The 12,821-nt window shown below is 65.1% G+C and carries 12 protein-coding genes; 3 read left to right on the top strand and 9 right to left on the bottom strand.

What is annotated here, in order from left to right:
• On the bottom strand, nt 1–387 hold the full coding sequence (locus RHA1_RS44540; protein WP_050787294.1) for a hypothetical protein: 387 nt from the start codon (nt 385–387) through the stop codon (nt 1–3).
• A gap of 213 nt (nt 388–600) precedes the next feature.
• Nucleotides 601–1,527 carry an MBL fold metallo-hydrolase gene (locus RHA1_RS13215; RefSeq protein ID WP_011595413.1) on the bottom strand — a complete coding sequence of 309 codons (927 nt, stop codon included), beginning with the start codon at nt 1,525–1,527 and terminating at the stop codon, nt 601–603.
• A gap of 255 nt (nt 1,528–1,782) precedes the next feature.
• Between RHA1_RS13215 and RHA1_RS13210 the strand changes: the two genes are divergently transcribed.
• Nucleotides 1,783–2,409 (top strand): TetR/AcrR family transcriptional regulator, encoded by a 627-nt coding sequence (locus RHA1_RS13210; RefSeq protein WP_011595412.1) that lies wholly within the window; start codon nt 1,783–1,785, stop codon nt 2,407–2,409.
• Between the two features lie 239 nt (nt 2,410–2,648).
• Here RHA1_RS13210 and RHA1_RS13205 read toward each other — a convergent pair whose 3' ends face one another.
• Together RHA1_RS13205 and RHA1_RS13200 are read right to left on the bottom strand one after the other, a co-directional pair.
• Complete coding sequence (locus RHA1_RS13205) at nt 2,649–3,566, bottom strand: alpha/beta hydrolase (protein ID WP_041811407.1); 918 nt, start codon at nt 3,564–3,566, stop codon at nt 2,649–2,651.
• Between the two features lie 117 nt (nt 3,567–3,683).
• On the bottom strand, nt 3,684–4,187 hold the full coding sequence (locus RHA1_RS13200; RefSeq protein WP_011595410.1) for a tautomerase family protein: 504 nt from the start codon (nt 4,185–4,187) through the stop codon (nt 3,684–3,686).
• Between the two features lie 638 nt (nt 4,188–4,825).
• Here RHA1_RS13200 and RHA1_RS50450 point away from each other — a divergent pair.
• Nucleotides 4,826–4,999: a hypothetical protein gene (locus RHA1_RS50450; protein ID WP_167540935.1), complete on the top strand. Its 174-nt coding sequence runs from the start codon at nt 4,826–4,828 to the stop codon at nt 4,997–4,999.
• A gap of 40 nt (nt 5,000–5,039) precedes the next feature.
• Complete coding sequence (locus tag RHA1_RS50445; protein ID WP_041811405.1) at nt 5,040–5,264, top strand: hypothetical protein; 225 nt, start codon at nt 5,040–5,042, stop codon at nt 5,262–5,264.
• On the opposite strand, the gene RHA1_RS13185 is transcribed toward RHA1_RS50445, so the two are convergent.
• The 5 genes from RHA1_RS13185 to RHA1_RS13165 all read right to left on the bottom strand — a co-directional run bounded on the left by RHA1_RS13185 (nt 5,252) and on the right by RHA1_RS13165 (nt 12,385).
• Nucleotides 5,252–7,039 carry an AMP-dependent synthetase/ligase gene (locus tag RHA1_RS13185; protein WP_011595408.1) on the bottom strand — a complete coding sequence of 596 codons (1,788 nt, stop codon included), beginning with the start codon at nt 7,037–7,039 and terminating at the stop codon, nt 5,252–5,254. The two genes, RHA1_RS50445 and RHA1_RS13185, sit on opposite strands and share 13 nt — an antisense overlap.
• A 600-nt stretch (nt 7,040–7,639) precedes the next feature.
• Nucleotides 7,640–8,521 (bottom strand): crotonase/enoyl-CoA hydratase family protein, encoded by an 882-nt coding sequence (locus RHA1_RS13180; protein ID WP_011595407.1) that lies wholly within the window; start codon nt 8,519–8,521, stop codon nt 7,640–7,642.
• Between the two features lie 2 nt (nt 8,522–8,523).
• Nucleotides 8,524–9,324 (bottom strand): NAD(P)H-dependent flavin oxidoreductase, encoded by an 801-nt coding sequence (locus RHA1_RS48930; RefSeq protein WP_011595406.1) that lies wholly within the window; start codon nt 9,322–9,324, stop codon nt 8,524–8,526.
• Nucleotides 9,325–9,395: 71 nt separating this feature from the next.
• The gene (locus RHA1_RS13170; protein ID WP_041811403.1) at nt 9,396–10,295 is read right to left on the bottom strand and encodes an MBL fold metallo-hydrolase; all 900 of its coding nucleotides are present in this window, start codon (nt 10,293–10,295) and stop codon (nt 9,396–9,398) included.
• Nucleotides 10,296–10,600: 305 nt separating this feature from the next.
• Nucleotides 10,601–12,385 (bottom strand): AMP-dependent synthetase/ligase, encoded by a 1,785-nt coding sequence (locus RHA1_RS13165; protein ID WP_011595404.1) that lies wholly within the window; start codon nt 12,383–12,385, stop codon nt 10,601–10,603.
• Between the last annotated feature and the right edge of the window lie 436 nt (nt 12,386–12,821).

Genomic DNA, 12,821 nt, shown 5'->3' with positions numbered 1-12,821 from the left:
TCAGGCGTGGTTGACGGTCATGCGCCGGACCGGACCGGCGGTAAGTAAGGTGCGCACGGCGTTGCGCAGGTCGCGGACATACCAATTCGCGGGCGGGGCCGCCGCACCCCGAGGGCTCGGTGAACCGCCGCCCATGGAGGGAGTCAGGCCGGCCACCGTCTCGACAGCCTGAATCCTGCCGTCGGGCTGCACGATGGGATGACATGTCAGCGCGATATCGAACGCCGCGGGCGGTGTCAGGCCGTGTGCGGCGAAGACGAGCGGCAGGCCTTCGAGCGGATGCATCGAACATCGTTCCACAACGCGGCGCCTGCTCGGGAGGAGTCCGTCGAAGAGGTGCACCTCGGCCCCGGCCGAGGGCGTCTTGCCCTCGACCGGCAAGAGCACTACCCGAGTCGGATCGCCGTTCAGGTTCGCTATCGTTGTTGCCGGCGCGTCGAACACGGACTGATCCAACGGTTCAGTGGGCGGTGGTGGACCGTCGGTACCGCAATCGGTGCACCGGCTGGGCTGTGTGAGCACTGCAGCGACGCGGGTTGTTCGGGCACCGGAGGGTGGGTCGTTCAGGCACCCACAGGTACCTCGGGAGAGCGTGATTCGTCACGGGACGAGGTCGGCTGCGGAGCTCTGCGCGTCGCGAAGCGCGATGACACTCATGGCGGAGAACTCCAGCGACCACAGATTTCCGTGGTCCGGGTACTTGGCCGACATGGCGTCGATGAGGTCTTCGGCGCCCTTCGCGGTCTCGTAGGCGGCCGCGAAGTCCTGGATGTAGGCGCGGGTCTGCGCGATCATCGTCTCGACCGCGTAATCGTCGCCGTCCGGTCGGCGGTGGCCGGCGACGATCATCCGAGGGTGGAGCTTCTCTACGAGGTCCACCGTCTCGAGCCAGTCCTGCCACTCCTTGGGCGTCGCCAGGCCGAGCATCGGGTGGATCTCGTTGTAGACGGCGTCACCGGCCACCACGGCATCGATCGCCGGGATGTGCACGATCGAGGTCGGGTGGATGTCGGCCTGCTTGACCTCGATGATCTTCAGTGGTGAGCCGTCGACGTACAGCGTGTCGCCCTCGATCGGGTCGGGGAGCGCATCGCTGACGACGCAGGCGTCGCCGAACATCATCGCCCACTGCTGACGGTGTTCCTCCATGTTTTCCTTCATGGCCTCGACGACCTGGGGCAGCGCGACACACTTCGCCTCCGGGAACCGCTCCATCAGGGGACCGATGCCAAGGTAGTGATCGGCGTGCGCATGCGTGATGTAGATCGTGGTGAGGGTCTTCCCGGTGCGTTCGATCAGGTCCCCGAGATCCCGGACGTCGTCCTTGAGGTACTGGGCGTCGATGAGAACTGCCTCGGTCGGGCCGCTCACGATGGTGGCGGTGGTCGGCGAGAAAGTCCCGGTGGGCATTTCGGGCCAATCATGCGGGACCCGGGGCCAGCGGCCGACGTAGGTCGTCGCACGGATCGGCGGTGCAGCCGGCGACGATCCTGAGCCTGCGCTAGGTGAGTGAGCGTCGATGGTCACGGAGTACCTCCAGGGTTGCGGGTTGGGCAGCGCGTCTTCGCGGGGGCGTCGGGTCGGCGAGGCCACTTAGAGAGAGTAATCTCTACCACATGGCAGGGCAAGAGCATGACGCGGCTGCCCCATCCAGCCGGACCGCCCGGGGCGGTCCCGGCCCCACACGACAACGGGCCCCGACGCGTGCGCCTCACACATTCGATGTGTGATATAGCGCTCGCTTTCATGTGTGAGATAGTGCTCGCTCGCTAAGATGGTGGCATGACAGCAACGAAAATCTCACCGCGAGATCGCCTCCTGAAGGCCGCGGATGATCTCTTCTTCAAGGAGGGCATCCGCGCTGTGGGGATCAACCGCATTCTGGACGAGGCGCAGACGCCGATCATGACGCTGTACCGCCACTTCGGGTCGAAAGATGGGCTGGCCGCGGCATACCTCGAGCGTCGCGGCGAGCGTAATGCCGAGGAGGTCGCCAGCGAGCTCGCGAAACGTGCGTCCACGCCGCGGGAGAAGATACTGGCGACCTTCGACATCATCGTCGAAGGTCTCGAACAGGGAGAGTTCCGGGGCTGTCCCTTCATCAACGCGACCGTCGAGATGGCGTCACCGGACCATGAGGTCGCGAAGATCGCGCGCCGCTACAAGGAGGCCGGGCGACAATGGTTCGCCGAATTCGCGGCCGAGGCCGGGGTGCCTGATCCGGCGGGACTCGCTATCCAGCTGACGGTGCTGCTGGACGGTGCGGCCGCGGCCGCGGCCCTGTATCAGGATTCCTCGGGTGCCACGTACGCCCGCTCGGCTGCCGAGGCCCTGGTCGACGCCGCGCTGGCCGCCGCCTCGACTGGCTCGACCGGCGACGACGTATGCGCTCCTGCGGTAGCAGACTGATCCGGAGCAGGAGGTAGTCGCCGGGCACTTCGGACTGTTGCGCACCGGCGCGTCAGCAGCGGGGCACGTTCGCCCTCGCGGCGTACGGGCCCCGGGTCGGGCAGGGGATGTTGCGTGCGCCGCGGGGGGCGCGGGGGTCGGCTCGGCGTCGACCACCGACAGCATCGCGGCGACCTCTCCTCGTGCCCGCGCCTTGATGGGGGAACGAGGAGAGGCCGCCGCGATGACAGCCCCCGATCTCAGACTGGTGCCGGGACCACCTTCTGCGCCAGGTGTTCGAGGAACCAGTCGCGTGCCGCGCCCGAGGAGAGCTCGAAGGGGTGACCGGTGTATGCGTCGAAGTGGCCGCCGGGGATCGAGACGAGACGCTTGGGCTCCGCCGCGGTCTCGAACGCCTCCTTGGCCCACTCGGCCGGCGTCACAACGTTGTCGTCCTCGGCAACCACCATCAGCAGCGGGGTGGGAGCGACGAACTTGAGGAACTCACCGGCCTCGTAGCCCAGCTCCGTCGAGCGTAGCGTCACCTCGTTGCGCCACGCGGTCCCCTCGTAGGCCGAGAAGAACGCGTAGGCATCGGGCGTCGGCATGACGGCCGGCTGTGTCGGGTCCGCGGTGACCACCGGGATCATCGCGGGCGCCTCTCCTCGGGCTCGCGCCAGGCGGTCGGCGGCCTGCCCGTCCCACGCCGCCTGCCAGAACTCCTTCGGAACGTTCGCCTCGAAGGTGCGTCGCCCTGCGACCGCCGGCACCTGACCGCACACGGCCTTCACGCGCCGGTCGATCGCCGCGACGACGAAGGCGTTGCCGCCCGCGTAGCTCGAGCCCCACACCCCGATGCGTGAGGCGTCGACCTCGGGCCGGGCCTGCGCGTAGGTGATCGCGTGCTGGTAGTCGTGGATCTGGTCCCACGGGTCGATCTCCTGCCGGGGCTTGCCCGGTGCCGTGTCCGAGGCACCGAACCCGCGGTTGTCGTAGACCACGCAGGCGAACCCCGCGGCGCTGAACGCCTCGGCGTAGGGTTCGAGACCCATCTCCTTGGTGCACGAAAACCCGTGCGTCATGATCACGCACGGCAGCTCACCGGACACGCCTTCGGGCTTGTAGAACCAGCCGCGCAGCGTCACACCCTCAGCGTCGAACTCGATATCTTCACGCATCGGCGTCTCGCTTTCAGTAAACGTCATGTGAATGCTTCTCAGGATGGTGTGGGGTGCGTGCCGCGCCGCGGCACGCACCCCAAGGATCGGTCAGGTTGGTACTGAGAAGGTGCCTGTTCAGGAAGTCGCCACGATCAGTTCGTCGGCGCTGTACGACGAGCTCCGGTTCTGTTCGAACCAGCGCCGCTCGGCCGGTGACTCCGGGGGCGGCGGCGTCATGCCGTCGATCTTCCAGGTTTCGAACGGCGCTGTCTCGACGTGGAACTCCAGCTCGTATCCACGGTCCGCGATGTACGGCTTGAGCACCTCGCTGACCATCGCGAAGTAGTTCTCCAGGATCTGCTCGACGGAAATCCCCATCAGCGCCGCGGCCCCCTCGTTGGTGCGGGCGATGTGGACAACCTCGATCTGGATGAATTTGTCATGGGACTGACCGCCGACGAAGAACGAGTCCGCTTCGATCTCGTGGAAGACCACCGTGGTGTAGAACCGCGGGAGCTCGAAGCCGAAGTTCCCCTTCGACGTGGGTCCGGAATAGATATCGCTGATCTTTTTCGCCAGATCAGCCTTCTCTTCCTTCGTGTAGGCATTCTTCGGGGTGAACAGCTGCCACAGCGGCATTGGTGCTCCTTGTGATCTGGTGGGCCAAAAATGCAAACGGTTCGTCAGCGGCGCCGACCTCGAACTCTTCGCCGTGGTGAACGTTTAGCGGGATCGCGCGGGGTGCGCCGGTGTGCCTATTCGGTGATCGGGTCGACGGTCAAGCTCCCTCGTGGGGTCTGACCGGGAGTCGTCATCAGCACATTCCCGACAGTAGAGTGAGCAATCTCTCTTGTCAATGATTTGCGTTGACTTCGTCACAGATGGCCCGTGTAACTGCCCGCACGGCGCAGGAGAGCCCGCTGCCGGCGAAAATCGTCACACCTCCGACCGTCGCGCACATTGGTATGAACCGAAAGGGGATGCGGCACTGATGTTCTAGTGAGCGGTGTCGGGTACGTGTGCCGGCAAGCGGCCGGCCTCGATTCCGCCCGAACTGGTGGCGATCCGGCACCGTTCCACTCGCATCGACAACGACACCGCCGCGCTGCGGTGAGACACGTCGGCGGCCACCAGCGCCCGCCGTCTGGCTGCCGGATGCAGGAAACATCAGCGCAAGGGCGTTGGTGCACCGACCGAGCACACTGCTTAAAAGCATTGTGCTGGTGTCGAATTGGGTGACCTGGATGACGCGGCGTCGAGGTTTTCGGGATCGACCGGTGTCCACGGCGACGGAAACACCGTCGGGGATCACCGGGACGCCGACCGTCACCGACAATCGCTCCGGGCTGGCGGGGACCGCAGCATGCGCACCAAGGCCGAGAAGTGGGTACGACGGCTGCCACGCGGAGCAGAAGAGCTGGGCGATCGTGCGGATCGTGATCGGCTACTAGCGCTATGGCACCGAGACGGAATTGTTGGAGCTCAACTGGTATGGGCGCTGCAGTCGTTTCTGACGAACTGCTTCCACCCACGGTAGAAGCTGATCTCCAAGACCTGCTCGACGATCAGCAGTGGACCCGTCGGCCCGTTGAGGACGGGCGCTTCGCCGGGTCAGTGATCCGCGTCCCGGTGCATGCCACGCTTCAGTGGGCGCGTGCTTCGCCGTTGGGGTTGTGGGAGCTGTCGCCGCGCTCGTCCGATGGTTACTTCGCGTAGAGTTCCTCGATCTGTGTGGCGTACTTGGTGACGACGTTCCTGCGTTTGATCTTCATGGTGGGGGTGAGTTCGTCGCTGCCTGGTAGCCACGGCTCGGCGACGATCGTGAACTTTTTGATTTGTTCGACGCGGGAGAGGTGGCTGTTGGCGTGCTCCACGCCGGCCGCGATTTCGGCGATGGTGGCGGGATCGTCTGCCGCTTTCCCTGCGGCACCGTCGGGGTCGAGCGCGATCAGCGCGACGTTGTACGGCCGGCCGTCGCCGATGCACGCAGCCTGGCCGATCAGGGGGCTCGAGGTCCTCAGCCAGGTCTCGATGTTCGCGGGCGACATGTTCTTGCCGGCCGAGTTGATGATGATGTCCTTCTTGCGGTCCACCAGCCGCACGTAGCCGTCGTCGTCGATCGTCCCGATGTCACCGGTGTGCAGCCACCCCTCGGAATCGATGGCCTCGGCGGTCTGCTCGGGCTTGTTGCGGTAGCCCCGCATGACGGTCTGGCTGCGTACGAGCAGCTCTCCGTCGGGGGCGAGCTTGACCTCGAGCCCGGGGATCGGCACTCCGACCGTGCCCACCCGGTTGCGGTCCTTCGGGTTGACGGTCATGACGCATGACGTCTCGCTCATGGCCCACAGCTCGCAGATCGGGATCCCGACGGCCGCGAAGAATTCGAACACATGGCGCGGGGTGGGCGCCGATCCGGTCAGGAACCATTCGGACTGGTCCAGCCCCAGCTTCCGGCGGATCTTCGAGCCGACGAGTGCGTCGGCGATTTTCGCCTGCAGGTCGAGTATCGGACCGACGGACCGGCCGTCCTGCTCGGCGCGGGCTTTCTTGATCCCGGTGTCGATGGCCCAGCGCGTCAGCGTGCGGCGCGCAGTGCTGGGGTCGGCGTCGATTTCCGCCTCCAGGGCCGCCTTCGCCTTCTCCCACATCCGCGGCACCGGCAGGAACACCGTCGGGCGAACCTGCTGCGCAATCTCCATCACCTTGCGCGCGTCCGCGCAGGTGGTGACGGTGAAGCCCCACACCGCCAGCGGCGAATAGTGTCCGCTCCACCGGTCGCCGATGTGCGCGGCGGGCAGGAACGAGATGGTGCGGCCCCCCGGCGTGACCGGCAATATCTGCTGTAGGGCGCGGATCTTGGTCATCATGTTGTGGTGGGTGAGTTCGACTCCCTTGGGTGGACCCGTGGTGCCGGAGGTGTAGATCAGGGTGAGGAGCTCGTCGGGGCCGACCGCCGACCACGCTGCCTCGAAGTCGAAGTGCGGGTCGCCTCCCGCCTCCACGTCCTCGAGGCTCAGGGTGCCGTCCGGTGCGCCGTCGACGACGATGAGGTGATCGATCGGGGTGCCGCCGTCGCGGACGGCGGTCAGCCGGTCGACGAACGCACGCTCGGTGATCACGATGCGGTTACCGGCGTCGGCGAAGAGGTATTCGATCTGATCGTGCGCCGAGGTGTTGTAGATCGAGAAGGCAAGGGCGCCCAGGTGCATGGCGGCGAGGTCCACCAGGTGGAACTCGGGCCGGTTGGTGAGCATGATGCCCACCGTGTCCCCGCGCTCGAGGCCGAGGGCCGCGAGACCGGCCGCGACCCGCCGCACCCGCTCGGCGAGTGTGCCGAACGTCATCGAGACACTGTCATCGGCGGTGCGCACGGCAACCTGGTCCGCGCGGGCGGCCGCGGTGATCTGGAACGCCTCGCACACGGTGTTCGCGTGCAGCGCGCGTTCGAACGCCTCACCGGGAGATGTGTCGGCGGTGCTGGTTGCCTGCATGTGTGATGTCTGCCTCTCGCTTAGTGCCACGGCCGCTACGATAGAGAGCGATCACTACCGCGTCAATACCGTGAAGAAGGGGGTGACGGCACCGCGAGCGCACTCCTGTCGTTGAAGCGAGGAGAACGACGCCGGGTCCGTACAAGTGGTAAGAGGAGCTTTCGCCTCGGTGCCTGCCGGGATTCGGGATCCGATGAGTTATCAGGCGATGAACCCGCCACCAGGTGTTGGTGCCGACCCTCTCGACGATCTCGGACGCCGGTCCTTAGATTGTCATCGAGTGTGCCCACTTCTGCTTACACACCGATGTGCGCCACGGAGGGTCCCCTGAGCGCGCCGAGTCAGCGCGCGGTCGCCGGTGAGATGCGCACCAGCGCCGATGAGTACGCCGGGTAAGTCATCCCGGGGAAGATCTGGAGACCCGTGACATGGTCTGGGTCCGAGTCCCGGTCCGCGGCCACCACCCTGGGATCGGGCCGTGCGTTGTGGGTCTCAGGGTTGTGCGACCGGGTCTTCGAGCCTGGGTTCTGTGGCGACTTGGCGGGACTCAGGTGGGTGGGCACCGCGTGGGCGTCGGTTCGGTGTCGTAGGCGTCATGGGTCAGGGTTGGTCGGCGATCCAGTCGTTGTAGAAGTTGGGCATCTCGGATGCGCGTCCGTGGAAGTGGGGTTTCCGTTTCTCGAGGAAGGCGGTGACGCCTTCCTTGCCGTCGCCGATGCTGGTCCAGAACATGGCGAGTGAGTCGATTCGGTGGGCCTGGTCGGGGTGGGTCAGGGTGGCGTTGCGTCGTACCATTTGTCGGCTCAGGGCCACGGCGACGGGGGAGCGGTCCCGGGTCCAGGCGTCGGCGATTGCGGCGGCCTGGGTGAGCAGGTCCTCGCCGGGGTGGATTTCGTCGACGAGTCCGACGGCCAGTGCGGTTTCGGCGTCGAGGATGTCGGCGCGCAGGACCAGGTCGAGCGCTGCGGAGGGGCCGACGAGTCGGGGTAGATACCAGGTCGAGCAGGCCTCGGGCACGATGCCGATGCGGCCGAAGACGAGTCCGATTCGGGCGGAGGTGGACATCAGTCGGCGGTCCATTGCCAGTGTCATCGTGGCGCCGATGCCCACGGCTGGGCCGTTGAGGGCGGCGATGACCGGTTTGCGGCAGTCGTGGATGGCGAGTGTGCAGCGTCCGCCGGTGTCGCGGACCGCGGCGATGGCCGGATCGTCGAGGTCGGCCATGTCACTCAGGCCTGGTGTGCGTTGCTCGTCGAGGCCGAACACGTTGCCCTCGCGACTGAGGTCCATGCCGGCGCAGAACGCGCGACCGGCTCCGGTGACGATGACGGCGCGGACGGAGTCGTCGTCGTTGACGGCGCGGAAGGAGTGCTCGAGTTCCTCGGCCATGGTGACGGTGAAGGCGTTGAGGTGTTCGGGTCGGTTCAGGGTGATCGTCAGGATGCCGTCGTTGACGTCGTGCCGGATTGTCTGGAAGTCCATGCTCAGACCGCCTGGGATGCGGTACGGGCGGTTGCCGGGATGGTGTGGCCGAGGCCGGTGATGATGCGGTCGGCCTCGTCGATGATGCCGTCGACGATTTCCTGGCAGCTCTGCACGGAGTCGATCAGGCCCTGGGCTTGGCCGGCCCACCACATGCCGTCGTGCATGTCGCCGTGGGTGAGGACGCGGTCGCGTCCGCGTGCTCCGGAGGCGAGGTCGGCGACGTCGGCGAAGGTGGCGCCGGGTTGTGCGGAGCGGCGGGCGATTTCCTCCGAGATCGTGTTGCGGGCCACTCGTGCGGTGTTGTTGAACTCGCGGAATACCAGTTGGGTCGCGCGTTCGTCGTTGGCGACGATTTGGTCTTTCACGTTTTGGTGGACGGGGGCTTCGGTGGAGGCGACGAAGCGGGTGCCCATGTTGACTGCGGATGCGCCCAGGGCGAGGGCGGCGACCAGGCCGCTGCCGGTGGCGAAGCCGCCGCTGGCGATCAGGGGGATCCGAACCTGGCGGGCGGCTGCGGGGATGAGAACGAGGAAGGGGCGGGACCCGGGACCGTTCCGGCGGAACGGCGCCTCGATGTTAATTCGGACCGTTGGTCCGTCAAGGGACTTGTAGATTCCCGGTTCGCTGTGAACTGTGTAGTTGAATGCGTCGGTTGCGAGCGAATGGATGGAGAATGAACTCCTCATCGGCGCGGAGTCCCCGGTCGTCTGCGTCGGGGCCCCGGACGGCGCGGTGTGCACCCGCGCCGCACCGTCCGGGTCGTCACTGCCGTCCACGACAAGCGCACGGACAGGCTTCACGCTGCCGATCTCGCGGTCCGCCTCGAAGGAGTTTCGAACCTTTGAGCGTCGACGAGGGGTCAGCTGGGCGACTATTGGCCGGAGGTCGCGCCAGCCGTGGTTCGCATCTCTATCGCGCTGAAGGCCGAGAACGTCAGGGTCCATACGTTGCCGTGGTGCGGGAACTTCGCCGACATGATGCCGATGAGGTCTTGAGCATCCTTCGCTACGTTGTACGCGGCCGCGAATTCTTTGATGTAGGAACGGGTTTGTTGAATCATCATGTCTACTGCGTAATCGTCGCCGTCGGGTCGACGGTGTCCGGCGACGATCATTCGCGGCTTCAGGTTCTCCACGACGTCGACGGTTCCGAGCCAGTCCGGCCATTCGTCGGCTGTCGACAACCCGAGCATGGGGTGGATCTCGTTGTAGATCGCGTCGCCGGACACAACAGCGTCGATGGCCGGTATGTGCACGATCGTAGTGGGGCTGATGTCGGCTTGTTCCACCTCGATGATCTTCAGCGGCGAGCCGTCGACGAAGAACGTGTCACCGTCGAACGGGTCGGGAAGAGCGTTACCCGTCACGACCGTGTCGCCGAACATCTGTCCAAACTGTTCGGCGTACTCTTCGTTGTTCTCTTTCATGGCCTCCACGATGTGTGGCAGCGCAATGCATTTCGCATCGGGGAACCGTTCCATCAGCGGGCCGATCCCGAGGTAGTGGTCGGGATGTGCATGGGTGACGTAGATCGTGGTGAGTGTTTTCCCGGTGCGCTCGATCAGATCGCCGAGGTCCCGGACGTCCTCTTTGAGATATTGGGCATCGATGAGTACTACTTCGGTAGGACCGCTCACGATGGTGGACGTGCAGGGCGGGAAGGTACCGGTTTCCGGCCCCGGGAACGGGCTGGGAAATTCGGGCCACCTACCGACGTACACCGTCGCGCGAATTGGCGGTGCGACCGCAGTGGGGTGAGCGTCGATGGTCATGTGTCCTCCAGAGGTTCGGGGTTGGTTTGCCTTGGGTGGCCGTGGTTTGCCGGCCAGCGTTATGGAGAGAGTAATCTCTATCACACTCAAAAAGCAAGGGGCCCAGGACTTTCGCATATCGCGGGGGCCTGAGCACACACCGCTTTCGTGATGTTGCGTCACAGTGCCCGTCGGGCAGAATGGTGAAGAGTCACCGAAGGTGGAACGGCAGAACGAAACTGCCCTTCTCAGGAAGTCACCACCGGCACGACTCGTTCGTCGACGGGTGTTCGTGCGTTCAGCGTCGCCCCCTGTGCCGGGCACGTCTATGTCGAGTAGAGGTCGTCGATCTGAGTGGCGTACCTTGTCGTGACATTCCTGCGTTTGATCTTCATCGTGGGTGTGAGCACGTCACTTCCGGGCAGCCAGTAATCCTCGACCACCCTGAACTTCTTGATCTGCTCCACCCTGGAAAGTTGAGAGTTTGCAAGATCGACCCCGGCTGCAACCTCGGCGATAACGGCGGGATCGCTTGCCGATCTCCCGGCAGCCGCGTCGGGGTCGAGGGTAATCAACGCGACGTTGTACAGCCGTCCGTCACCGATACAGGCGACCTGCCCGATCAACGGGCTGCTCGACCGCAACCGTGACTCGATATTCGCCGGGGACATGTTCTTACCGGCCGCATTGATGATGATCTCCTTCTTGCGATCGACGATCCGCACGTAGCCATCCTCGTCGACCGTCCCGATGTCACCGGTATGGAGCCACCCGTCTTTGTCGATCGCCTCGGCGGTCTGGTCGGGCTTGTTCCGGTAGCCACGCATGACTGTCGCCCCACGGACGAGCAGCTCCCCGTCCTCGGCGACTTTCACCTCGATTCCGGGCAGGGGTAGCCCCACCGTGCCCTCCCGGATGGCGTCGCGCGGATTGACGGTGATGGCAAGGGACGTTTCGCTCATGCCCCACACTTCGCAGATGGGAATACCGATTGCCGAGAAGAACGCGAACACGTCGCGGGGAGTCGGGGCCGATCCAGAGAGGACCCAGTCTATTTTCTCCAAGCCCAGCATTCGACGAAACCTGTCGCCGATGAGCGCGGCCGCGACCGATGCCTGAATGTCGAAGATCTTGCCGAGAGAACGGTTGTCGCGTGCGGCCTGTGCCTTCTTGATCCCGATGTCGATGGCCCAGCGCAGCAGTGCGCGCCGTGCCCAGTTGGGGTCGGCCTCGAGCTGAGCCTCCACTTTGGCCTTGGCCTTCTCCCAGATACGGGGCACCGGCTGGAACACCGTCGGACGCACCTGCTCCACGACGTCCAGTATCTCGCCGCCGACCGGATGTGGCGTGACCGTGAATCCCCAGATCATCAGAGCGCAATAGTGCGCACCCCACCGATCACCGATGTGCGCGGAGGGAAGGAAGGAGACGAAGCGACCGCCCGGTGTGGTGGGCATTGCCTGTTGGAGCGCGCGAACTTGACTCATCAGGTTGTGGTGAGTGAGTTCTACACCCTTGGGTGGGCCTGTGGTGCCTGAGGTGTAGATGAGTGTCAGGAGGTCATCAGGAGCGACCGCCGACCACGTTGCGTCGAAATCGAAGTCCGGGTCGCCCGCTGCTTCCACGTCCTCGAGGCTGAGCGTCCCCTCCAGTGCGCCGTCGACCACGACGATCAGGTCGAGCGGGGTGCCGCCATCGCGCACGGCCACGAGGCGGTCGACGAACGCTCGCTCGGTGATCACGATCCGGTTTCCGGCATCACCGAACAGATATTCGATCTGATTGTGTGCGGACGTGTTGTAGATCGAGAACGGCAGGGCACCGAGGTGCATGGCGGCCAGGTCGACGATGTGAAACTCCGGCCGATTCGTGAGCATGATGCCGACGGTGTCGCCGCGCCGAACACCCAGCGCCGCCAAGCCGGCCGTCAGGCGTCGGACTCTCTCCGAGAGTGCGGCGAACGTCAGTGAGACGCCTCCGTCGACAGTGCGCAGAGCGACTTGGTCGGCCCGCGCGGCCGCGGTGATCTGGAACGCCTCGCACAGGGTCGCAGCGTGTAGTGCGCGAGTAAACGCCTCGCCGGGATCGTTGGCGACTTCGAGTGCGTGCATTGTGATTTCTGCCTCTCCATGTGATCGCCCGCTACCGTAGAGAGCGATCCCTACCATTTTAAAAGCCAATAGTGTCATTCGTCTGCCACGTCGGCTACTGCCGAGAACACGGGGCCCTCACCAGATCCGCCGAGTTCCTCGACGGCCTTGCTGAGCGTGTCGAATTTCGACCGAAGATGCCGACAGCTGACCCGGCAACGCAAGCATCCGGGCTACCGACCACTCGATGTCCGATGAGCCGCCCGTGACGAGCATGCGCGGAGCCGGAAAATGTTGATCGGTCCAACTTTCGCCTCACACTCGAACATCGGCCACGACCACGACCACGCAAGCGCACCAGACTTACGGCCAGGTCGGGATCCTTGGTGGTCTCGAACGTGAGCAGTTGCCTACCGGTGGCCGGGTTGAGGGGCACGTAAGGCATCGGTTCTCGCCT

The organism is Rhodococcus jostii RHA1, assembly GCF_000014565.1.
GTDB lineage: Bacteria > Actinomycetota > Actinomycetes > Mycobacteriales > Mycobacteriaceae > Rhodococcus_F > Rhodococcus_F jostii_A.
Note: the sequence above shows the minus strand (reverse complement) of the source record. Positions and strands in the feature narration are given on the sequence as shown.